The following is a 20,483-nucleotide window of genomic DNA, read 5'->3' as shown; positions in this document are numbered from 1 at the left end:
GATCTGTAGCCGTCTTACTCTGCGGCCCTGTGCTCTTCTTCTTCCAAGATAGGTAGCTGCATTTCAAATACAGCCCCCCCTGCGGCGGCATTCCTTGCGGTCAGCCGCCCCCCTAGGTCGTTGACGATACCCGAGGAAATCGCAAGCCCCAGCCCGACCCCCTCGCCCGGTTGCTTGGTGGTGTAAAACGGCTCAAACAGGGTCTCGAGATCCTCGATCCCGTGGCCATTGTCGCGCACCGTCAGCGTGGCTGTTTCCCCCGCCGACAGCAGGATTTCCACCTGTGGCTCGGCCACCCCTTGGGTTGCATCCAAGGCATTGCGCAACAGGTTCACCATCACCTGTTCGATCCGCACCCGATCGCCCAGCACCATCACCGACTCATCCGGCAAGGCCCGGGTAATCTGCACCCTTCGACGTTTCAGCTGTGGCTCCATCATGCTGAGCGCGGATAGTAGCGCATCGCCCATGTTTACAGGCGTAAACGACTCGCCCCCCTTGCGCGCGTAACTCTTCAACTGCCGCGTAATCGCCCCCATCCGCTCGATCAGGTCGTCAATCCGGGAAAACGAGGCCAGCGCCTCGTCGGGCCGATTCCGGCGCAACAAAAGCCCCGCCCCCGCCAGATAGGTTTTCATCGCCGCCAGCGGCTGGTTCAACTCGTGGCTCACCGCTGCCGACATTTCGCCCAATGCGGCCAGTTTCGAGCTTTGCGCCAGCGTCTGCTCGGCCACTTCCAACTGTCCCTGCATCTTCTTGCGCTCGGCAATTTCCCGCTGGAGCCTTGCGTTCACTGCGCGAAGTTCTGCCGACTCGCGCTGGAACAGGTTCATCCGCAGCGCCGTCTTGCGACTGAGAAAGTAAAAGGCCAGCGCCAACAAGATGGCGAATCCCATGATTTCCAGCGCCAGGAATCCATTCACCTTCTCACGAACGCTGGCATAGGTGGTGAAACTGGCGATCCGCCAGCCATGGAACGCCACCCGGCCCTCCATCCGCATCACCGCCTCGCCCTGCACATAGGCATCCGCCGGCAGCTGGGTCCAATCCGCCGTCGCCCGGATGGCCCGTTCGATGGCCGAGGTTACCGGCTCGCGCTGGACTGCCTCTACCTCGGTCAGCCCGCGCCAGCGCGGTTCGGTGGCAAGAATGATCCGCCCGGTGCTGTCTGTCACCAGAACCGCATCGGAAATCCCTGCCCAGGCGCGTTCGAACTTACGCAGATCGACCTCAACAGCGATCACGCCAAGGCTGTCAGCTTGAAAGTCGATCCGTCGTGAATAGGTGAAGTGATAGCCCCCCGCCTCGCGTTCCGAGACGGTGAAAATCGTCTGGTTCGACCGCAGCGCATCAAGGAAGTAATGCTCGCCCTTGTGGTTCTCACCCAACCGGTTGCGGTCAGTGGCCGCCACGGTCCGCCCATCGGCATCCAAAAGCATCAGAGACGCCGCGCCGATCTCTTCGACAAAGGACAACAGGCGCTGGGTCGACTGGCTGAAATCATCCGAATTCAACGCCCCGATCAGCGCCGGGTCACGGGCCAGAAGCTGTGGCACGATCGAATTGCGCCTAAGTTCGCTCAACAGGTTGCCGGAATAGAGCGCCAGCCGTAGCTCGGCCCGGTTGCGTGTGTTCTCGGTAAAGCGGTCGGTCAGCAACCGGTTGGTGATCACCACCGTTGCCGTTGCCACCACGATGAGAAGCGCCAATGCCACACGAATTCGCCACCCCGTGGTACGGGGCGGTCGGCGCCGCTTGGGGTGGTGGTCTGGTGTCTGCCTGTCGGTCATGCCCCAACCTACGCCGCGCAGGCGCTGCTCTCAAGCCGTGCCGCACAGGTGGGCGCCGCTTGGCCGATTTCCACCTTTCTCAGGCCGCAATCCGCCCAATTGCCGCAAATTCCGAGGGACTTATGAATGATGATCCAGTATCTCTTGGAACCGCTTTGCCTTGAGTTATTCGCGCCAATTCCCGGCCAAGCGGTGCCCTTTTGAAATCACCAGCCCAATGGGTGATCCCCGCCCGGCAGGTTTTAAGTGGAAAAAACGCCTGCCAGGTCAATGCTGGTGATCGCTCCGCGGCCCAAGTAGCCTTGCCTTCGTTCGGGCATTGCTTCGCCAATGCCCGGTCAAATGCTAAATCCAACCAACACCACAAGGCCAAACAGGCCCCGATCCCTAGGCCATCTCCATCGCGCGCATGATGCCGGTAAACATCGCCGCCCCGTCGGTGCCGCCATGGGCCGGTTCCGCCATCCGCTCGGGATGCGGCATCATTCCCAGAACGCGGTGATTGCGCGACACCACCCCGGCAATATCGGCCACCGAGCCATTGGGATTGTCGACATAGGTAAAGGCGATCCGGTTCTCGTCGCGCAACTGCGCCAGCTTGTCGTCATCGCAATAGTAATTGCCGTCGTGATGCGCGATCGGAACGGTAATCGTCTGCCCGGCCTCATAACCGCTGTGGTAGATGCTGTCGCAGTCCTCAACCCGCAGCTCGACCGGCTTGCAGATATATTTAAGGTTGGCATTGCGCCGCAGTGCGCCGGGTAGAAGCCCGGTCTCTGTCAGCACCTGGAACCCGTTGCACACACCAAAAGCGTAGCCACCGGCCTCAACATGTTTCACCACCGACTGACAGATCGGCGAATTTGCCGCAATCGCGCCGCAGCGCAGGTAATCGCCAAACGAAAACCCACCGGGGATTCCCACGATATCGACGCCTTGGGGTAACTCCGTGTCCTTGTGCCAGACCTTGCTCACCTTGGCGCCGGCGCGCTCGAAGGCGACAATCAGGTCGCGATCACAATTCGATCCGGGAAACACGATAACGGCGGCGTGCATGGTACTGCTCCTGTCCTGCGGCGGGTCCGTGCCGCCTTTTAGGCCGCAGCCGAGCCGCTTTCAACCCCGCATCCCCGCACGTTGACGCAGCCACGCTTTGAAACCTATCCTGCATGCTGAAGCACCATCAAAACCCGGGAAGCACATGCGCCGCGCCATCACACTGACAACGCATTTCATTGCCATTGCCTTTGGCTTTGCATTGGGGGTCTACTTTCTGCCCATCCTCACCGCCCCGCCGTCGCCCGATGCCGCCACGCTGGACGCCATGGCACAGGACGCGGTCTTCACCGCCGAGTTCAGCCGCGACCTGCTGGGCAGCGATTTTCTGCACTGGGGCGAAGGCACGGTCAGCCTGACCCCGACCCAACTCGTCCACAAGGGCGCGCTGGCCCCGGGTCCCGACTACATGGCTTATCTGGTCCCCAACTATGTTACCCATGAAGACGAATTCCTTCCCATCAAGGACCGCTCTCTGGCCATTGGCCCGGTCAAGACCTTCAAGGGTTTTGCCCTCGACCTCCCCGACGGTGTGAACCCCGAGGAATACAACACGGTCCTGATCTGGTGCGAGGCCTTCTCGGAATTCATCACCGCCGCAAAATACCGCTGATCCCGGGCCCTCAATCTTCCCGTCGGCCCTTGCCCGTCCGATCGCGCGCATAGCTCCGAACCCCGGGAAATGCTGGCAACCAGGCTTCGCGCCGTTCGGTCCAAAGTTCATAAGTGGGCGCAAACCGGTCAATGTCGTCCATCGTACCCAGATGCAGCTCCACCTCATCGCCGCTGCGCGACAGGACCGACGAGCCGCAATTGGGGCAGAAATACCGCCCGTCATAGTCACGCATCTCCCCCTCGACCGTCACCGCATCCTCGGGGAAAACGGCAGAAGCATGAAATAGCGCCCCATGATGCTTGCGGCACTCCATGCAGTGGCAGATACCGATACGATAAGGCTGGCCCTCGGCCTTGAACCTTACTTTACCGCAAAGACATCCACCGTTTAGTTGTTCCATCGCGACCCCTTTCACCAACCCGCTTGTCGAGACTAATAAAAACCTGCGCCCGACATCTCGGCTGTGGCGGCCTAATCTCAGCCGTTTTCTGAGTAGAGGTCAAAATCAAACGACATTCCAAACCCACCAATGTCGCGCAAAACTCCGGCTTCGAATTGCACCGAATCCGTATCGCTCACCGCCCAACCTGTGCACGAGATGTATGCGTTCATACCATTTGGCAGGGTCTTGAGCTGCTGGCGCAAAGGTTCCATTCGCCGGCACAAACCGGCGAAATGCGCATTCAGACCCTCGCCCTCAGAAACGCCGCTTGCAAGTGACCAGCGCGAGAACTCGTATTTTGGACGCAGCCGATTGGGAACATGACGATCATCGCCCTTGGACCAACTCCGCCGGTCCGGTGACACTCTCATATGCAAAGTGATGTCGTCCAGCGGGTGAGTTTTCGAAGTGATTGTCAGATAGGCATATGCATCTGTTTCACAAGACCTCACGTTCTTTCTCACCCCGTAAAATCCGTGATCACCGCGACCCCCGGCGGCGCGGGCGCATCGAACGCCTGCAACTCTACGGTCGCCTCGCTCAGCCTGATATGACGTGTCACCAGCGGCGACAGGTCAACCTGCCCGCCCTCGATCAGGCTCAGCAGGCTAGGATAGCGCCACGCCGGCATCCCCCGCGTTCCGTAAAATGCCAGTTGGCCGGAATAGACCACATCCATCGGCAGTTGCATGGTGGCATGATCGCCCGCAGGCATTCCCACCATCACCATCCGCCCCAGTTTACGCAGGCATTCGAGCGCGCCCAGCACAGTGGCCTCGATCCCCAATGCCTCGACCGCCAGATCGGCGCCGCCGCTGGTGATCTGCTTCACCGCCTCGGCCGCATCGCATTCGGCGGCATTCACCACCGCATCGGCCCCCAACGCCTTGGCGTATCGTAATTTTTCCTCAACCACATCGACCACGACAACCCGCGCGCCCAACGCACGGCCCAGCAACAGCGCCGCCGTGCCCACGCCGCCGCCACCAAACACCGCCAGCCATTCGCCCGCACGCAGCGCCGCGCGGCCTGTCAACGCATGCCAGGCAGTCGTCACCCGGCAGCCCAGCCCGGCGGCCAGCGCCGGCTCGATCCCCTCGGGCAATGCCGACAGGTTTTGATCGGCAAAGGGAACTGCGATCTTCTCGGCAAAGGCGCCGGGAATGGTGAATCCCGGCACCGCCTGTGATGCACAGATCGTCTGGTTCCCGGCGGCACAATCCGGACAGGCGCCACAGGCCAAGATGAAAGGCGCGATCACCCGATCCCCCACAGCCCAGAGGTCAACCCCCGCGCCAACCTGCACCACTTCACCGCAGAACTCGTGTCCAGGCACATGCGGCAGGTTCACATCCGGGTCGCTCCCGGTCCAGGCATGCCAATCAGACCGGCACACCCCACAGGCCAGCACGTCCAGCACCACCTCGCCCTTGCCCGCCACCGGATCGGGCAGGTTCACGATCTTGAGCGGTTCCCGCCACCCGGTCAATTGCGCCGCTTTCATGGTCCATCACTCCCCGTAGGGTGCGTGATTTCACGCACCATCACCCTCTTTGCCAGCGCCGCACGCGCCGGTGTCCCCACCACGCCGGCAGCGCCATCATCAGCGCAAACAAACCGATCACCCCGGGCACGGCCCAGTTATGGCCGCCGGGCAGCATCACGTTGACCTTGCGATTGGGGGTGTAGCGGATCGGCATCCTTGTCCCGATCTCGAAATTCCAGCCCGGATGCGACTTGCCGGTGCTGGCCTCGGTCATCTCGCCGGGTTGAAACTCGTAACGAAACACCGGCCCATAATTCATCCGGCCCTTGTCGAACGGCGTCTCGCCTTCCCATTCATAGACCCGGACCACCTCGCCCGTGCCCGGCACGGTCGACAGCTGCCGATACCCCGCCTCGGCCAACAGCCCCAACGCGGCCAGCACGAACAGGCCCGGCACGATCCAGATCAACAGCCAGACCCGCCAGGACACCACCCGGTTCCCCGACTTGTCAGTTCCAAAAAGAAAGGGCTGGCTGAAAAGAAACATCGGTAAGGCTTTCGCAGATACGGAATGCACGCACTGTCGAAAGACCCGCGTGACATGTCAATGTCGCAGGCGCGTCACAACGGGGCGCAACGCCCGCCTCAGATCTCGATCCGGTAGCTTTCGATCACCGTGTTGGCGAGCAGCTTCTCGCACATCTCGGTCACGGTCTCTTCGGTGGTGCCCTCGGCCAGATCGAGCTCGATCACCTTGCCCTGCCGCACCTTGTCGACACCGTCAAAGCCCAGAGCCCCAAGCGCGTGACGCACCGCCTCGCCCTGCGGGTCCAGAACACCCTGTTTCAGCATCACGTAAACCTTGGCTTTCATCGCTCTATCCCCTGCATTTCCGTAGGCCGGGCTTCAGCCCGGCACCCTTGTCTCAATTGATCAATGTCGGCTTGGTCATCGGCGTTGCGCCCTTGGGCATCACACCCAACCGTTTGGCCACTTCCGAATAGGCATCCGTCAGCGAGCCCAGATCGCGGCGGAAAACGTCCTTGTCGAGCTTCTGACCCGACTCGATGTCCCACAACCGGCAGCTATCCGGCGAAATCTCATCGGCCACGATCAGGCGCTGGTAATCGCCCTCGTACACCCGGCCAACCTCGATCTTGAAATCGATCAGCTTGATGCCCACACCGAACATGACGCCGGACAGGAAATCATTCACCCGCAAGGCAAGGCTGACGATATCGTCCATGTCCTGCTGGCTGGCCCAGCCGAAGGCGGCAATGTATTCCTCGGGGACCAGCGGATCGCCCAGGGCATCATCCTTGTAGCTGTATTCGATGATCGGACGCGGCAGCGGCGTCCCCTCTTCGATCCCCAAACGCTTGGAAATCGACCCGGCGGCAAAGTTGCGCACAATCACCTCAAGCGGCACGATCTCGCAGGCGCGTACCAGTTGTTCGCGCATGTTCAGACGGCGGATGAAGTGGTTGGGCACGCCGATATTGGTCAGGCCATTCATGAAGAACTCGCTCAGCATGTTGTTCAGCACGCCCTTGCCTTCGATCACGTCCTTCTTTTCCGCGTTGAAGGCTGTGGCATCGTCCTTGAAATACTGCACGATGGTGCCGGGCTCCGGCCCTTCGAACAGGGTTTTGGCCTTGCCTTCGTAAATCTTCTTGCGCCGTGCCATGGGGGCTCCTCTCGCGTGGCGGGACTCATCTCGCGCCATTTGGCGCCGTCATATTGCATGGGCAAGGTTTTGCAAAGGGTGCTTTGTCGCGCTACCCTATCAGGGGTTGCCCTTGTGCTCGCGCGCGGGCATATGGGTGACAAATCTACTGATACCCTTGGAGGCCCCTCATGACCACCTTCGACGAACGCGAAAGCGCCTTTGAAAACAAATTCGCCCATGACGCAGAAATGCAGTTCAAGGCTGCCGCCCGCGCCAACAAGCTTCTGGGCCTCTGGGCGGCCGAGCTTCTGGGAAAATCCGGCGCCGAGGCCGACGCCTACGCGATCGAAGTGGTCAAATCCGACTTCGAAGAAGCCGGCAACGAAGACGTGATCCGCAAGGTTTCGGGCGATCTGGGTGACATTGCCGACGCAGACACCGTGCGCGCCAAACTGGCCGAGCTGACGCCGGTCGCCAAAGAGCAGGTGATGAACGAGGTCAATTAAACCCTCTTTCAAACCGATCCGGTTTTTTGAAACGCCGCCCCAACCGGGGCGGCGTTTGTTTTTGCCCGAATTGTGGCTGTCACGCCTTCCCTCTTCCGATTATCCGGTGGAACTCCGAATGATACCGCCTCTCATGATCATTCTGAAAAATTGACAATTGCAGCCCACGCCCTTCTGTGACAGGGGAAGGCGCATGAATTCGCGCCACATCTGCGCCCGGGAGATCCCTGATGACCAACACGCTTGCCCACCTGCTCGAAACCCGCGATTGGCTGATGTCCGATGGTGCCACAGGCACGACGCTGTTCAACATGGGCCTCGAATCCGGCGAGCCACCCGAGTTGTGGAACATCGACCATCCCGAGAAGATTCATGCGCTTTACAAAAGCGCCGTCGACGCGGGCAGCGACATGTTCGTCACCAATTCCTTTGGCGGCAACGCCGCGCGTCTGAAACTGCACGATGCCCAAGGGCGTGTGGCCGAATTGAACCGCGCCGCGGCCGCAATCGGCCGCGAAGTGGCCGATGCTGCGGGCCGCCCCATCGTTGTTGGTGGTGACATCGGACCAACAGGCGAAATCATGGAACCGATGGGGTCGCTTACCTTCGACGGCGCCGTCGAGATGTTCCACGAACAGGCCGAGGCACTGAAAGAGGGTGGCGCCGACGTATTGTGGTGCGAAACCATTTCGGCCTCGGACGAATATCGCGCCGTGGCCCGCGCCGCCGAGCTGGTCGACATGCCCTGGGTTGGCACCATGAGCTTTGACACCGCAGGCCGCACCATGATGGGCGTGACCTCATCCGACATGGTTACCCTGGTCGAGAAACTGCCGAATCCGCCGATGGCCTTCGGGGCCAATTGCGGGGTTGGCGGCTCGGACCTGTTGCGCACCGTTCTGGGCTTTGTCGCCCAGGGAACCGAACGTCCCATCATTGCCAAAGGCAATGCGGGCATCCCGAAATACCATGACGGCCATATCCACTATGACGGCACGCCTGAACTGATGGCCGATTACGCCGTTCTGGCCCGCGATTGTGGTGCCAAGATCATCGGCGGGTGCTGCGGCACCACCGCCGAACATCTCACCGCGATGCGCGCAGCACTGGAAAACACCCCGCGTGGCCCGCGCCCAACGCTCGAAACCATCGCCGAACGGCTTGGCGCATTTTCCTCCGCAGCCGATGGCACCGGCGAGGATGCAGGCGCCGCCAAACGCCGCCCGCGACGCCGCCGGGGTTGATGCAACCGAAGGGGCGATCGCCTAGCGGGTGAATTTGGACCGAAAAGCCGGATTACAGGGCGGTTTGCCATGTTTCCGACCCTGCGCTCATGGCATATGATCCCCAGAGCACTGGCGGAACGCAGAACAGCATGTCAAATCCCGATGACAAATCGGCCTTGGGCCCGGCGCTTTTTGTCGGCCTGATCCTCTATGCCCTGGCCACCGGCGGGCCGGTGCCGCCCCCCGAGAACCCGGCCGAGCGGATGGACATGAGTGCTGCAGCGTCCACAACCGATCTGGCCCGCCGTGGGGAGGACGAAACTCCACCCCGCCTGCCATACGCTCAACGCATTGCCCGCATCGCGCGACCAACTGCCCCTGACCGGCCAACCTCGGAGCGCCTGGCCCGCGCCCTGCCCGCGCCGCCACGCCCCTCACTTACAGGCCCCGTCTGGCAGCCCAAGCTGCCTGGCCTTGCAGCTCCGCGCTCCGCTCCGGTCATCGCCACGACGCAAAGCGGGTCAGTCACGTCCTCTGCCCCGACCCTCCTGACGACGCTCACACGCAGTGCGCCTCCGGCCAAGCCGAACCCCGGCACCCGACCTCAAACCGGCCCGGCATCACTGGCTCTTGCCGCACCCGATAGCGCGGACCTGACTCTGCGTCTGCCACAGCTGAGCGACGCCAGCGACGCCGCAAAACCATCGCCTCTGGCGCGACCGATGCCACCGCCGTTCCCCGCGACGCACCCGGCCCGCAATTTTCTGACCATCCTGGGCACGACGGTACATCTGCGCGCAGCCCCCAACGCACGCTCGCAGGTGCGCGCACGTCTCGACACTGGCGCCCTTGCCCTGGCCATCGAACCGCGTGGAAACTGGACCCGGGTCTACCTTTCCGATCAATCGCCGCCTGTCAGCGGCTGGGTCTATTCGCGCTATTTGGCACCTGCGCAATAACTACGTCCGCAACAACGATTTTTCACGGAATATCGCGCCCCGATATCAAAACAGGCGTAGTTGATCCCCAACCCTTGGTGGCACCCGGAAGAGATCGCGGCGCAATTCCGGTTGTGCCCTGCTCAACCCCAGCCGCGCGGCGGCCAGATCAAAGCGATGCGCAATCATCTCGGCATAATGGCCCTCGCCGCGCATGCGATGCCCCCAACGGGCGTCGTAATCCTTGCCGCCATGCATCTCGCGCAATCTCGCCATCACCCTGGCAGCGCGTTGAGGATAATGCTCGTCCAGCCATTCGCGCCACAGTGGCGAGACCTCACGCGGCAGGCGCAGCATGATCCAGCTTGCCGCATCCGCCCCGGCCTCGGCGCCCGCCTGCAGAATCGCCTCGATCTCATGATCGCTTAGCCCCGGCACGATGGGTGAAGCCATCAATCGTACCGGCACCCCGGCCTGCACCAGCCTGCGGATCGTGCGCAACCGTCGCTGCGGCCCGGGCACGCGCGGTTCCATCCGCCGCGCCAACGTATCGTCCAGCGTGGTCACCGAAACCCCGACCCGCACCAGTCCTTCGCGCGCCATCGGCACTAGGATATCGAGGTCTCGCTCCACCATCGTTCCCTTGGTGACAATTGCCACCGGGTGTTTGAAATCGCGCAGCACCTTCAAACAGGCCCGCATCAACTTTCTTTCCTTTTCAATCGGTTGATAGGGGTCCGTGTTGGTCCCAATCGCCAGCGGCGCCACACGGTAATGCGGCTTCGACAACTCGACCCGCAGCAGGTCCGGCGCGTTGGCCTTGGCCACCAGCCGGGTCTCGAAATCCAGCCCCGGAGACAGGCCCAGATAGGCGTGGCTGGGGCGCGCAAAGCAATAGATGCAGCCATGTTCGCAGCCCCGATATGGGTTGATCGAGCGATCGAATGGCAGGTCCGGCGAACGGTTATAGGTGATCAGCGACCGTGCCCATTCGACCGCCACGTGCGTTTCGAATTTCGGCCGTTCCGGCTCAATCTCCCAGCCATCGCTGACCGCCTCGTGGCGCTGCACCTCATAGCGACCCGCCGCGTTGCTGACCGCCCCCCGGCCACGTCGGCGCGTCTGCGCCACGAAATCCACATTTCTGTCCTGCATGACAACGGAAGAGAACATTTAGCGAACATTTGCAATATCCACATCAAACCCATGAAGATTTTTCACACAGCTTCGGCAAAATTCGTTGCTATAAGTCGGCTATTGCACAGGCGATGTCGCAATTCGAACAGTCCCGGCGCGGCATTTTGGCATTAGCATCGGGAAACATCCCAACCCCGGGCCACAGCGCCCGCCCAATCAAAGGAAGCGCCCATGTCCGAGGAAGACGACATCATCCTCAGCGAACTGGATGACGAAGAGCTTGTCCAACAGATGTTCGACGACCTTTACGACGGTCTCAAGGAAGAGATCGAAGAGGCCGTGAACATTCTTCTGGAACGCGACTGGGAACCTTACCGGGTGCTGACCGAGGCGCTGGTTGGCGGCATGAAGATTGTCGGTGACGACTTCCGCGACGGCATTCTGTTTGTCCCCGAGGTGCTTCTGGCCGCCAACGCGATGAAGGGCGGCATGGCCATTCTCAAGCCGCTTCTGGCCGCCACCGGCGCGCCGCGCGTCGGCAAGATGGTGATCGGCACCGTCAAGGGCGACATCCACGACATCGGCAAGAACCTTGTGTCGATGATGATGGAAGGCGCCGGTTTCGAAGTGGTCGATCTGGGTATCAACAACGCGGTCGAGGCCTATCTCGAAGCGCTGGAAACCGAGGAACCGGAAATCCTTGGCATGTCGGCCCTGCTGACCACCACCATGCCCTACATGAAAGTGGTCATCGACACGCTGGTCGAACAAGGCAAGCGCGAGGATTACATCGTGCTGGTCGGCGGCGCGCCGCTGAATGAGGAATTCGGCAAGGCCATCGGCGCCGACGCCTATTGTCGCGACGCCGCCGTCGCGGTGGAAACCGCCAAGACCCTGGTTGGTCGCAAGCACAATCAGGGCGCTTCGGCCTGATCCGAAAAGCGATCTGTTCAAGGCCCCGCCCACAGCGGGGCCTTTTCTTTTCCTGGTTCCATGCCCACATTGGTTGGCAGCGAAAGGAGGGCACGATGCTCCGGTTTGTCATGTTGCTGTCCCTGGTGATTGCCGCTGCGGGCCTCACGATCTGGGTTGTGGTTCTGGCCGCACGCGCGGATCAACTCAACGGTGCCACGCTCAGCGCGCTGCTGCCTCTTGTCCTGCTGGCCTCGCTCGCGCTCCGCGCATTGCGCCGCGACCCCCGCGATTAAGCCAAGCCCGAGGTCTGACGTGAAACTCGACGACAAAAACCTCACCGAAACCGGCCTCACCCCCAAGGGGCAAGGCAGACTTCTTCTGATTGCCTGTGGCGCTCTGGCACGCGAAATTCTCGATCTGATAAAGCAGAACGGCTGGACCCATATTGACCTGCAATGCCTGCCCGCCAAGCTGCACCTTTATCCCGATCAGATCGTAGACGCCGTCGAAAACGCGGTGGAAAAACACCGCGACAACTATGATCGCATCTTCATCGCCTATGCTGATTGCGGCACCGGCGGCTTGTTGGAAGCGAAATGCGCTGAATTAGGCGTGGACATGATCGCTGGCCCGCATTGCTATTCCTTCTTCGAGGGAAACGACACCTTTGCCGCACTTGGCGAGGTCACAGCCTTCTATCTCACCGATTTCCTGGTGCGCCAGTTCGACGCCTTCATCTGGCGCCCCATGGGGCTCGACCGCCACCCGGAGCTGCGCGACATGATGTTCGGCAACTACACTAAGCTGGTCTATCAGGCGCAGATAAACGATCCCGCACTTGTCGACCTCGCCCGCTCTCACGCCGAGCGGTTGGGTCTAGATTTCGAGCATCGCCAGACCGGCTATGGCGATCTGGCTATGGTGCTGGAACAGGAAGCGGCCCGATAATGGCGTCATAATATGCGGCCGTTTTTTAGTCAAAAGCCTACATTGGACCCAAATGCAGCGAACGGCGGCTTCGAACCCTAATTGACTAATGCCGCGCTGTGTACGAAAGGCCGCTTCGCTCGGATTGCCTGCACAACTCCAAGGCAACGACACAGCGCGCCCAATAGGCTTGATCTGTGCCCTGAAGATTTGAAATTTGATGGAGAGGGTAATCTACATGCGCGATGTCCGTTGAGACTAGCCGCCTGCGCCGTTCCCAAATCCATTGCCAAAACCACCACCAATGTTTTTTCCAATTCGCCAATTAGGGTAGTTTCCACCATCCCCGGAATACTCGACAACAAACTCCAAATGCAGCTCCTCGCTAACTACGGAATATGAGTTTTCCAATGAAATATCACAGTCGAGATTCAGGAAAAACGAGGCCAAATTCTCTCCATCAAAACTTGCTCCACGAGGAAATTCTCGCCCGCCCGCATCGCTTCTCGATTCTCGATTCTCGATTCTTCGAACTCATTGATGATTGCTTTATAGAATGCGCCCAAATCCCTTGCTGCGAATTTTGTCAACCCAACCGTCTGCCACGTACTCCACGGATTAATTTCCACGAACTGATCGTCTGTGACTTGCCATGAAATTGTTTGCGTTGATAGCGCAGGTATCAGTGACTTTTCAGCATTTTCAAAGTGCAATTCAAACCCAGCAGACTCCCTCACTACAGCCACTTGCACTTCATCTTCTGAGTTGGAGGTAGACACCTCAGAAGCGGTCTCCCAGACCCCTTCACGTGTTCGGCAAGTCAAAGAATCGTCCACGATTAGGGTTTCGTCAGACAAATTGGTGATTTGGGCGCTGATCGCAAAATCTAGAGGATCGAGAATGTGACCATTGGGACCGGAGATATTATCAGCGAAAAAGGTGAGAACACTGTATCGTGGCTCTTTTTCGGAAAGTGTCTTGGCAATTATCGACACCGTTGCGGGCATCAACGCGAGGATGGCAACCAATAAGCTCAGGGCTGGAGCCAGAGATAGTAGGTGACGGCCTTTGTGCTGAAATGAGTGACAAACGGGGCACTTTTTTGCCTCTTCAGAAATTCGAGACATGCAGTCGACGCAATTACGAAAACTGTCAGAGCCTTTGCTTCCTCGATCGACGTCGGCTGCCTCTTGTTGCTCACTCGTTGCTTTCTCAGCAGATCCAGTTTCAGTCACAATAAATCCATTTTTGACAATTTAAAGAAACGTTACTTTTCTTTCCTATCAACTATAGACACCTGAAATCATTCTTCACAACAAAGGAATTTTATTGATAGCAGCCACATAAGCAACTGCACCAAAGGAGTGCTTTGTCCGCTTAACCGACTGTCGTCATGCTTGCGGCGAATGCCCCGTTTGAGCCTGTCTTACACAATGTCGGTCTTCACAGAAATGATCGCGAAGGCCAAACCGCGCGTTGCCGTCTGCTGGGGCCAGCCTATTGGCAGATATATTCAATCCGTTCGCCATCTTCGGTCACAGCGACAACGCCGCCTTCGACCAGCGCAAACGTGGCATAGGTGGCGCGGTGCGCGACTCCGTTCACGACGATGCTGCCTGCGCCTCGGCCACCAACGATGTTGGGCGCCTCGATATTGACGTAAAGACCCGCCCCGATGAACTCACCAATCATGTAGAGCGTTCCGGAAATCTCACTGGCGCGACCGGTCTTGATCAATAAGTTGAGTTGGCTGCGTTCGCCTGAGGCGCCAATACCGATGGCGCCGGCATATTGAAAAAGCTGGATCTGTATAACGCCCTGAAATGTCGCTCCACGGTAGTCAGCCTTGCACTGCATCTGCGACAAAAGAAGACCTTGGGCGTTCGCGGTCGTAGCCGTTACCAGTGCGACAAGAGCGGCGAAAAGAAGTCGCAGTGTCATACCCGTTCCCCCCTAATATGGCACTCTATCATGGATCAGTCAGTTGAGGGGGAGCGGGTGCTTTCAACCGTTCACTCACCCTGATCCGGGCGCGATGCATGGCCCTAGTCGATTTGCTTGGCAGTCTTCGTCGCCGACAAAACCGAATGGCCATTCAAAGCCAAGCCCGTGCACTTCTCAAACGACAAGCCTTGTTCAAGCCGCCGCAGCCGTCTCGCGAATCCGCTCGATCATCGCGCGCAATCCATTGGACCTCTGCGCCGACAAATGCTCATCCAGCCCCAGCCGGGCCATCTCGGCGCGCGCATCAACCTTCACAACTTCTGAAACAGACAGCCCGTTATACAAATGCCGCAGCACGGCGATCAGCCCGCGCACGATCATCGCATCACTGTCGCCATCGAAAGAAAACACGCCGCCCTCGATCGAGGCATGCAACCACACCTGGCTGGCGCAGCCATCAACCTTTGTGGCCGGCACTTTCAGCGCATCATCCAAAGGCGTCATCGCCTTGCCCTGCTCGATGACATGGGCATAGCGGTCTTCCCAATCGTCCAGGAATTCGAAATCCTCGACAAGCTCTTCAAACGCTGCGCTGGCCATCCTGCCCCCCGATTTGCTTGCGGCTGAAATACGCTGACGCCCCTGAAACGTCCAGAGCGTCTTTTCAACGCGGCTCGAATGCGGTAACCCATTTGGTAAATCGGCTAATGATCGACTTTGGGGCAGGCAAGATGCGCAAATCCATTCTCACAGCCTTGGCAGCAACCATGTTGCTCACGGCATGCGGTTCGATGCGGGATTCGTTTTTGAACCCGGGCAACTGGTTTGGTCGTTCCCGGGCCGAGGCGGTCGACGAGGGGCCAGTCAATCCGCTCATTCCCAAGAGCCGCGGCCTCTTCCGCCGCAAGGCCGAGGAAGAATATCGCGGCATCGTCATCGATACCATCGCCGAACTTCGCATCGAACGCGCCACCGACGGCGCGATCATCCAGGTCAAGGGCATCGCCAACACCCAGGGCTGGCACAATGCCCGCCTGATCGAAGAGGAAGACGACGGCAGCGACACCACGCTGACCTACACGCTGCAGGCCCAACGCTCGCCCTATCGCGAATTGATCGGTCCGCCGCAGGGGCGCGAAATCGTGGTTGCCAAGGTGGTCACCGAAAACGATCTTGCAGGTATCCGGGTGATCCGCGTCAAAGGCGCCAAGAACGCCCGCTCCTCGCGCCGCCGCTGACCTTGTTGGGCAGGCTTCACCCCAACCCCAAGTCTCACAGATCCACGACGCTCACGCTGCGCCCCTTGACGGCCAACGCGACCTCACCATCGCAGAGCCGCAGCGCGTCGGCCCCGAACACGTCCCGCCGCCAGCCCTTGAGCGCCTTGGCATCCCGCATCCCTGCCGCAATCGCATCCAGATCGGCAGCCGAAGCAATCAGCTTGGGCGCCACGCCCGCGCTTTCGGTCTTGGCCTTGAGCAGAACCCGGAGCAGATCGGCCAGCGCCGGATTGACCTGCAACTTCTCGCGCGTTTTGTCGACTTGCGGAAAATCTGCCGGATCGCATTCCTGCCCGGCGTGAACCGCCGCCAGGATGCCTTCGGCGATCTCGCCCTTGCGGGCCTCGCGCAACAACAGCCGTGAGCGCCCCAGCTCGCCCATGTTACTTGGTTTGGTGGAGGCCAGCTCGACCAGCGCATCATCCTTGAACACCCGATTACGCGGCACGTTGCGCGCCTGGGCATAGCCTTCGCGGAACCGCGCCAATTCCCGCACGATGGCCATGAACCGGCCGGAACTGGTCCGCGTCTTTACCCGCTTCCACGCCTCGGAGGGCTTGATTTCATAGGTCTCGGGGCTGGTCAGCACCTCAAGCTCCTGTTTCACCCATTTGTCGCGGCCCGTCTTGACCAGCTCGCCCGCCAGGTATTCATAAATCACCCGCAGATGGGTCACATCCGCCAGCGCGTATCGCTGCTGCGCATCCGTCAGCGGGCGGCGGGACCAGTCGGTAAAGCGCGACGTCTTGTCGAGCGATTGCTTGGCGATCTTGCGCACCAGCGTCTCGTATCCAGCCTGTTCGCCAAAACCGCAGACCATCGCCGCCACCTGGGTGTCGAACAGTGGGTCGGGAATCACCCCCGCCTCGACCTGGAAAATCTCCAGGTCCTGACGCGCGGCATGAAATACCTTGACCACGTCGGTATCGCGGAACAGCTCGTACATCGGCTCCAGCGATAGCCCCTCGACCAGCGGGTCGATCAGAACCGCGTCGTTTTCACCGTCGCCGGGAAAGGCCATCTGCACCAGGCACAGCTTGGAATAATAGGTCCGCTCGCGCAGAAACTCGGTATCGAGCGTGACATAGGGGTGTTTGGCTGCCTCGGCGCAGAACGCCGCAAGCTCTTCGGTCGTTTTCAGGGTACGCATGCGGGGCTTTTCTTTTTGGTCTTTGTTTCTTGCCATAGCGTTCGTTCTAAGTGTTTTTGGCGATGAAAGGAAGCCGCGGTTTTCAAGTCGTCGGGTCGCAACCTGACGCAAACGCTGTGGGATAGCCGAGCGATCACCAGACCGCGTGATGGTGGCTTAAAACCAGTAAAGACCAATCAATCCACGAGAAACCCGCGCGAACTCTCTGTGTTGTACCGCGCCATCGAAATCACCAGCACTGCGGGCGGTTTGGTGATCGCACGGCGGCACACGCCGCCTTGATTCCACACGGGATCTGCTTGGCCAATGTCGCGTCAGCCAAAAGCAAGGTAACGGCCCGATGCCGCGCTGATCGCCGCTAAAGCTCGATCCGCTTCCGGTTGCCTTCCGCAAACCGGCGCAGCACCGCCGGATAAAGCTGGTGTTCTTTCTTCAGAACCCGTGCCGCCAACGTCTCGGGCGTATCCCCCGGTTCAATCGGCACCTGCGCCTGCCCCAATATCGGCCCGTCATCCAGCTCCGCCGTGGCCTCATGCACCGTGCAGCCCGCCTCGGTATCACCGGCTTCCAACGCCCGTTTGTGCGTGTGCAACCCGCGATACTTGGGCAGCAACGACGGATGGATATTCAACATCCGCCCCTCGTAATGATTGATGAAAAACGGTGTCAGAATGCGCATGAAACCGGCCAGGCAAATGATGTCCGGCTTCTGTGCATCAACGACCGAAATGAGTTGTTTCTCAAAGGCTTCCCGGTCGCCCTTAAAGTGTTTGTGGTCGACCCACGCCGTCGCCACCCCCATCTCACCGGCCTTCTTCAACCCACCCGCATCCTCCGAGTTCGCCAGCACAAGACAGGGCCGTGCCGGATGATCGCCGGTCATGCTCTCGACCAGCTTCACCATGTTCGAGCCCCCACCTGAAATCAGGATCGCAACCCGTTTCATGCTCACAGCGCTCCGGAATAGGCCACGCCCTCGCCGGTGACCACGCGGCCAAGCTCGGTGACGGCTTCACCCTCACCTTCCAACAGTGCCTTGACGGCGCCCGCCTGTTCCGCATCGCAGACCAGGATCATGCCGATGCCACAGTTGAAGGTCTTGAGCATTTCCGCCTCGGCCATTCCCCCGGTTTCGCGCAGCCAGCCAAAGACCGGCGGCAGGTCCCAGGCACCAAGATCAATCTCCGCGCCCAACCCTTCGGGCAAGACTCGCGGCAGGTTCTCGGTCAGCCCACCGCCGGTGATATGCGCCAGCCCGTGCACGCCGCCTTGGCCTATCGCCGCCAGCGCCTGTTTCACGTAAAGACGCGTCGGTGCCAGCAGGGCCGCACCCAGCGTGCCCTCACCCCAGGGGCAATCGGCATCCCAGCCCAGTCCGCTGATCTCGACCAGCTTGCGCACGAGACTGTAACCATTGGAATGCACGCCCGAAGAGCCCATGCCCAACAGCACATCGCCTTCTTTCACATCGGCCGGCAGGGTCACGCCCCGCTCCATCGCACCCACAGAAAAACCAGCCAGGTCGAAATCACCGTCCGGGTACATCCCCGGCATCTCCGCCGTCTCGCCGCCAATCAGCGCACAACCCGAAAGCTCGCACCCTTTGGCAATGCCCTCGATAATCCGTGCTGCCGTGTCCATCTCCAACCGACCGGTCGCGAAATAATCAAGGAAAAACAACGGCTCGGCGCCCTGACACACAAGGTCATTGACGCACATGGCCACAAGGTCCTGACCGACGCCATCGACTTCACCAGTGTCAATCGCAATCCGCAGCTTGGTGCCCACGCCGTCCGTCGCCGCAACCAGAACCGGATCCTCATACCCGGCCGCCTTGAGGTCAAACAGCGCCCCAAAACCGCCCAGGCCCGCCATCACACCGGGCCGCGTGGTCCGCTTGGCAGCGGGCTTGATCCGCTCCACCAGCTCGTTGCCCGCGTCAATATCGACGCCCGCCTCGGCATAGGTGATTCCGTTTTTTTTGGTCATGATCGTCCCCCGGAAAATGCTTGGGGCTTGCCCTATCTCATCCCCGCACCCCATGCAACGCAAAGCCCACAATTCCAACCCATACCCGCCTCTTCCTTTTGCCGAAATATCCCGGGGGTTTGGGGGCTGGCCCCCAATCCCACAGCCATGCTTGACGCCACCTCCTGCCACCGCTAGCAACACCCTTGGATGGGCCTGTAGCTCAATTGGTTAGAGCAGAGCGCTCATAACGCTTTGGTTGCGGGTTCAAGTCCTGCCGGGCCTACCATCCCCTGACATCGGACACCGCATGCCCCTGACCCGCCTCGCCCTGATCACCCTTGCCCTGTGCCTCTGTGGTGGGCTTGGCGGCTGGCTGGCTTCGTATACCCTCCTGCCTCTGCCCTGGCTCCTGGGTAGCCTGGTCGCTTGCGCCATCCCCGCGATCGCGATTCCACGCCTGCTGCCGCCTGATTACCGGTTCCCGATGACCTTCCGCATTATCTTCATCGCCATCATCGGCCTTGTGATCGGTGCCCAGGTCTCACCCGAACTGCTCTCCCAACCCACGGCCCTTGCCATCTCCATGGGCGCCATCGTCGCCTTCGTGCCTATTGCATTTGCCGTCAATTACCTGATCTTCCGCCGCATCGGCGGCTATGATCACGCCACCGCCTATTATTCCTCGGCCCCCGGAGGGCTGATCGAGGCGATCACAATGGGCGAAGAGGCCGGCGCAGACATCCGCCGCTTGGTGACCCAGCAATTCCTGCGCATCACAGGCGTCATCGCCCTCGTCCCTCTCGGATTATCCTTGTGGGAAGGGCACCCGGTGGGCTCTGCCGCGGGCATGGGGCTCTCGGCCCCGGACATGCCGATCAACTGGCCACTTCTCATCGCTGCCCAAATCGCCGGCATCACCCTGGGCAAGCTCCTGCGCCTGCCCGCCTGGCAGCTGACCGGCGCACTCCTCGCCTCGGCCGCTCTGGCGCTCCTCGGCTACCCGCTCTCAATCCCGGCATGGCTCATGCAACTGGCCCAGGTGATCGTCGGCACGTCGCTGGGCATGCGCTTTGCCGGCCTTAGCCGCGATATGCTAATCCGTGGCCTTGGCCTGTCGATTCTTTCGGTCTCGGCCATGCTGATCCTCGGCGGGGTCATCGCGCTGCTCATCGGCCCCGCTACAGGTCAGGATTTCAAGGTCCTGCTCATCACTTTCGCCCCCGGTGGGGTCAACGAAATGGCGCTGGTGGCGCTGTCGCTCAACGCCAATCCGGCCTTTGTCACCCTGCACCACGTCTTTCGCATCACCGTCACCGTGCTGGCGCTCGGCGTGATGAAACGCACCCTGACCCGACCAAAAGGCTGATAAACACCCGGCCCCAACGTAACTTTGACAAAACCTGTCCATCGCGTTAACTGAACATATGTTC

General features: G+C 60.4%; 24 protein-coding genes and 1 tRNA gene. 10 read left to right on the top strand and 15 right to left on the bottom strand.

The window, feature by feature from the left end; translation table 11 throughout:
- Positions 1 to 14: 14 nt before the first annotated feature.
- Both RXV86_RS05520 and purQ read right to left on the bottom strand, forming a co-directional pair.
- Positions 15 to 1,790, bottom strand: a complete 1,776-nt coding sequence (locus tag RXV86_RS05520) for an ATP-binding protein (RefSeq protein WP_316298130.1) — start codon at positions 1,788 to 1,790, stop codon at positions 15 to 17.
- A 387-nt stretch (positions 1,791 to 2,177) separates the two neighbouring features.
- A complete protein-coding gene (purQ, locus tag RXV86_RS05515; RefSeq protein ID WP_316298128.1) occupies positions 2,178 to 2,846 on the bottom strand; it encodes a phosphoribosylformylglycinamidine synthase subunit PurQ in 669 nt (222 codons plus the stop codon).
- Between the two features lie 145 nt (positions 2,847 to 2,991).
- On the opposite strand from purQ, the gene RXV86_RS05510 reads away from it, so the two are divergent.
- Positions 2,992 to 3,459, top strand: a complete 468-nt coding sequence (locus tag RXV86_RS05510; protein ID WP_316298126.1) for a DM13 domain-containing protein — start codon at positions 2,992 to 2,994, stop codon at positions 3,457 to 3,459.
- A 10-nt stretch (positions 3,460 to 3,469) separates the two neighbouring features.
- Here RXV86_RS05510 and RXV86_RS05505 read toward each other — a convergent pair whose 3' ends face one another.
- The 6 genes from RXV86_RS05505 to purC form a co-directional block, all read right to left on the bottom strand.
- Complete coding sequence (locus RXV86_RS05505; protein WP_316298124.1) at positions 3,470 to 3,862, bottom strand: GFA family protein; 393 nt, start codon at positions 3,860 to 3,862, stop codon at positions 3,470 to 3,472.
- 77 nt (positions 3,863 to 3,939) lie between these two features.
- Positions 3,940 to 4,356 (bottom strand): DUF4279 domain-containing protein, encoded by a 417-nt coding sequence (locus tag RXV86_RS05500; protein ID WP_316298122.1) that lies wholly within the window; start codon positions 4,354 to 4,356, stop codon positions 3,940 to 3,942.
- Between the two features lie 8 nt (positions 4,357 to 4,364).
- Entirely contained in the window at positions 4,365 to 5,408 is a 1,044-nt protein-coding gene (locus RXV86_RS05495) for an alcohol dehydrogenase catalytic domain-containing protein (RefSeq protein ID WP_316298121.1), read from the bottom strand.
- Between the two features lie 40 nt (positions 5,409 to 5,448).
- Entirely contained in the window at positions 5,449 to 5,937 is a 489-nt protein-coding gene (locus RXV86_RS05490) for a DUF3592 domain-containing protein (protein ID WP_316298119.1), read from the bottom strand.
- Between the two features lie 98 nt (positions 5,938 to 6,035).
- Positions 6,036 to 6,263: a phosphoribosylformylglycinamidine synthase subunit PurS gene (purS, locus tag RXV86_RS05485; protein WP_316298116.1), complete on the bottom strand. Its 228-nt coding sequence runs from the start codon at positions 6,261 to 6,263 to the stop codon at positions 6,036 to 6,038.
- A gap of 52 nt (positions 6,264 to 6,315) precedes the next feature.
- Entirely contained in the window at positions 6,316 to 7,077 is a 762-nt protein-coding gene (gene purC / locus RXV86_RS05480) for a phosphoribosylaminoimidazolesuccinocarboxamide synthase (protein WP_316298114.1), read from the bottom strand.
- 170 nt (positions 7,078 to 7,247) lie between these two features.
- Between purC and RXV86_RS05475 the strand changes: the two genes are divergently transcribed.
- From RXV86_RS05475 to RXV86_RS05465, 3 genes are all read left to right on the top strand, one after another.
- A complete protein-coding gene (locus RXV86_RS05475; RefSeq protein WP_316298112.1) occupies positions 7,248 to 7,565 on the top strand; it encodes a DUF1476 domain-containing protein in 318 nt (105 codons plus the stop codon).
- A gap of 230 nt (positions 7,566 to 7,795) precedes the next feature.
- Positions 7,796 to 8,809, top strand: coding sequence for a betaine--homocysteine S-methyltransferase (bmt, locus tag RXV86_RS05470; protein ID WP_316298111.1), 1,014 nt, complete (start codon positions 7,796 to 7,798; stop codon positions 8,807 to 8,809).
- A 131-nt stretch (positions 8,810 to 8,940) separates the two neighbouring features.
- Complete coding sequence (locus tag RXV86_RS05465) at positions 8,941 to 9,750, top strand: hypothetical protein (protein ID WP_316298110.1); 810 nt, start codon at positions 8,941 to 8,943, stop codon at positions 9,748 to 9,750.
- Between the two features lie 45 nt (positions 9,751 to 9,795).
- Here RXV86_RS05465 and RXV86_RS05460 read toward each other — a convergent pair whose 3' ends face one another.
- Positions 9,796 to 10,884 carry a PA0069 family radical SAM protein gene (locus RXV86_RS05460; protein ID WP_316298109.1) on the bottom strand — a complete coding sequence of 363 codons (1,089 nt, stop codon included), beginning with the start codon at positions 10,882 to 10,884 and terminating at the stop codon, positions 9,796 to 9,798.
- A 213-nt stretch (positions 10,885 to 11,097) separates the two neighbouring features.
- On the opposite strand from RXV86_RS05460, the gene RXV86_RS05455 reads away from it, so the two are divergent.
- The 3 genes from RXV86_RS05455 to RXV86_RS05445 all read left to right on the top strand — a co-directional run bounded on the left by RXV86_RS05455 (position 11,098) and on the right by RXV86_RS05445 (position 12,729).
- Positions 11,098 to 11,799, top strand: coding sequence for a B12-binding domain-containing protein (locus RXV86_RS05455; protein ID WP_316298107.1), 702 nt, complete (start codon positions 11,098 to 11,100; stop codon positions 11,797 to 11,799).
- A gap of 95 nt (positions 11,800 to 11,894) precedes the next feature.
- Complete coding sequence (locus RXV86_RS05450) at positions 11,895 to 12,074, top strand: hypothetical protein (RefSeq protein ID WP_316298105.1); 180 nt, start codon at positions 11,895 to 11,897, stop codon at positions 12,072 to 12,074.
- Between the two features lie 19 nt (positions 12,075 to 12,093).
- On the top strand, positions 12,094 to 12,729 hold the full coding sequence (locus RXV86_RS05445) for a DUF1638 domain-containing protein (RefSeq protein WP_316298104.1): 636 nt from the start codon (positions 12,094 to 12,096) through the stop codon (positions 12,727 to 12,729).
- Positions 12,730 to 13,139: 410 nt separating this feature from the next.
- Here RXV86_RS05445 and RXV86_RS05440 read toward each other — a convergent pair whose 3' ends face one another.
- From RXV86_RS05440 to RXV86_RS05430, 3 genes are all read right to left on the bottom strand, one after another.
- Positions 13,140 to 13,943: a hypothetical protein gene (locus RXV86_RS05440; RefSeq protein ID WP_316298102.1), complete on the bottom strand. Its 804-nt coding sequence runs from the start codon at positions 13,941 to 13,943 to the stop codon at positions 13,140 to 13,142.
- A gap of 262 nt (positions 13,944 to 14,205) precedes the next feature.
- On the bottom strand, positions 14,206 to 14,649 hold the full coding sequence (locus RXV86_RS05435) for a hypothetical protein (RefSeq protein ID WP_316298099.1): 444 nt from the start codon (positions 14,647 to 14,649) through the stop codon (positions 14,206 to 14,208).
- Positions 14,650 to 14,844: 195 nt separating this feature from the next.
- Positions 14,845 to 15,252: a SufE family protein gene (locus RXV86_RS05430; RefSeq protein WP_316298098.1), complete on the bottom strand. Its 408-nt coding sequence runs from the start codon at positions 15,250 to 15,252 to the stop codon at positions 14,845 to 14,847.
- A 191-nt stretch (positions 15,253 to 15,443) separates the two neighbouring features.
- Here RXV86_RS05430 and RXV86_RS05425 point away from each other — a divergent pair, with 191 nt between their 5' ends.
- The gene (locus RXV86_RS05425) at positions 15,444 to 15,890 is read left to right on the top strand and encodes a hypothetical protein (RefSeq protein WP_316298096.1); all 447 of its coding nucleotides are present in this window, start codon (positions 15,444 to 15,446) and stop codon (positions 15,888 to 15,890) included.
- Between the two features lie 34 nt (positions 15,891 to 15,924).
- Here the strand turns inward: RXV86_RS05425 and rnd are convergent, their stop codons facing one another.
- From rnd to purM, 3 genes are all read right to left on the bottom strand, one after another.
- A complete protein-coding gene (gene rnd, locus RXV86_RS05420) occupies positions 15,925 to 17,082 on the bottom strand; it encodes a ribonuclease D (protein WP_316298095.1) in 1,158 nt (385 codons plus the stop codon).
- Positions 17,083 to 17,440: 358 nt separating this feature from the next.
- Positions 17,441 to 18,028: a phosphoribosylglycinamide formyltransferase gene (gene purN / locus RXV86_RS05415; protein WP_316298094.1), complete on the bottom strand. Its 588-nt coding sequence runs from the start codon at positions 18,026 to 18,028 to the stop codon at positions 17,441 to 17,443.
- 2 nt (positions 18,029 to 18,030) lie between these two features.
- Positions 18,031 to 19,074: a phosphoribosylformylglycinamidine cyclo-ligase gene (gene purM, locus RXV86_RS05410; RefSeq protein ID WP_316298452.1), complete on the bottom strand. Its 1,044-nt coding sequence runs from the start codon at positions 19,072 to 19,074 to the stop codon at positions 18,031 to 18,033.
- 188 nt (positions 19,075 to 19,262) lie between these two features.
- Between purM and RXV86_RS05405 the strand changes: the two genes are divergently transcribed.
- Positions 19,263 to 19,339, top strand: a tRNA-Ile gene (locus RXV86_RS05405).
- Positions 19,340 to 19,360: 21 nt separating this feature from the next.
- Positions 19,361 to 20,419 carry an AbrB family transcriptional regulator gene (locus RXV86_RS05400; RefSeq protein ID WP_316298092.1) on the top strand — a complete coding sequence of 353 codons (1,059 nt, stop codon included), beginning with the start codon at positions 19,361 to 19,363 and terminating at the stop codon, positions 20,417 to 20,419.
- Positions 20,420 to 20,483: the final 64 nt, after the last annotated feature.

The organism is Aliisedimentitalea sp. MJ-SS2, assembly GCF_032586155.1.
Taxonomy (GTDB): Bacteria; Pseudomonadota; Alphaproteobacteria; order Rhodobacterales; family Rhodobacteraceae; genus JAWHTC01.
Note: the sequence above shows the minus strand (reverse complement) of the source record. Positions and strands in the feature narration are given on the sequence as shown.

What these genes read in the sequence shown, in the direction of transcription:
- RXV86_RS05430 (WP_316298098.1), bottom strand. Translation starts at nt 15,252, where the DNA reads ATGGCCAGCGCAGCGTTTGAAGAGCTTGTCGAGGATTTCGAATTCCTG.
- RXV86_RS05520 (WP_316298130.1), bottom strand. Translation starts at nt 1,790, where the DNA reads ATGACCGACAGGCAGACACCAGACCACCACCCCAAGCGGCGCCGACCG.
- RXV86_RS05460 (WP_316298109.1), bottom strand. Translation starts at nt 10,884, where the DNA reads ATGCAGGACAGAAATGTGGATTTCGTGGCGCAGACGCGCCGACGTGGC.
- RXV86_RS05490 (WP_316298119.1), bottom strand. Translation starts at nt 5,937, where the DNA reads ATGTTTCTTTTCAGCCAGCCCTTTCTTTTTGGAACTGACAAGTCGGGG.
- purN (WP_316298094.1), bottom strand. Translation starts at nt 18,028, where the DNA reads ATGAAACGGGTTGCGATCCTGATTTCAGGTGGGGGCTCGAACATGGTG.
- purS (WP_316298116.1), bottom strand. Translation starts at nt 6,263, where the DNA reads ATGAAAGCCAAGGTTTACGTGATGCTGAAACAGGGTGTTCTGGACCCG.
- RXV86_RS05400 (WP_316298092.1), top strand. Translation starts at nt 19,361, where the DNA reads ATGCCCCTGACCCGCCTCGCCCTGATCACCCTTGCCCTGTGCCTCTGT.
- RXV86_RS05455 (WP_316298107.1), top strand. Translation starts at nt 11,098, where the DNA reads ATGTCCGAGGAAGACGACATCATCCTCAGCGAACTGGATGACGAAGAG.
- RXV86_RS05465 (WP_316298110.1), top strand. Translation starts at nt 8,941, where the DNA reads ATGTCAAATCCCGATGACAAATCGGCCTTGGGCCCGGCGCTTTTTGTC.
- bmt (WP_316298111.1), top strand. Translation starts at nt 7,796, where the DNA reads ATGACCAACACGCTTGCCCACCTGCTCGAAACCCGCGATTGGCTGATG.
- RXV86_RS05510 (WP_316298126.1), top strand. Translation starts at nt 2,992, where the DNA reads ATGCGCCGCGCCATCACACTGACAACGCATTTCATTGCCATTGCCTTT.
- RXV86_RS05495 (WP_316298121.1), bottom strand. Translation starts at nt 5,408, where the DNA reads ATGAAAGCGGCGCAATTGACCGGGTGGCGGGAACCGCTCAAGATCGTG.
- purC (WP_316298114.1), bottom strand. Translation starts at nt 7,077, where the DNA reads ATGGCACGGCGCAAGAAGATTTACGAAGGCAAGGCCAAAACCCTGTTC.
- RXV86_RS05505 (WP_316298124.1), bottom strand. Translation starts at nt 3,862, where the DNA reads ATGGAACAACTAAACGGTGGATGTCTTTGCGGTAAAGTAAGGTTCAAG.
- rnd (WP_316298095.1), bottom strand. Translation starts at nt 17,082, where the DNA reads ATGCGTACCCTGAAAACGACCGAAGAGCTTGCGGCGTTCTGCGCCGAG.
- purQ (WP_316298128.1), bottom strand. Translation starts at nt 2,846, where the DNA reads ATGCACGCCGCCGTTATCGTGTTTCCCGGATCGAATTGTGATCGCGAC.
- RXV86_RS05450 (WP_316298105.1), top strand. Translation starts at nt 11,895, where the DNA reads ATGCTCCGGTTTGTCATGTTGCTGTCCCTGGTGATTGCCGCTGCGGGC.
- RXV86_RS05475 (WP_316298112.1), top strand. Translation starts at nt 7,248, where the DNA reads ATGACCACCTTCGACGAACGCGAAAGCGCCTTTGAAAACAAATTCGCC.
- RXV86_RS05435 (WP_316298099.1), bottom strand. Translation starts at nt 14,649, where the DNA reads ATGACACTGCGACTTCTTTTCGCCGCTCTTGTCGCACTGGTAACGGCT.
- RXV86_RS05425 (WP_316298096.1), top strand. Translation starts at nt 15,444, where the DNA reads ATGCGGGATTCGTTTTTGAACCCGGGCAACTGGTTTGGTCGTTCCCGG.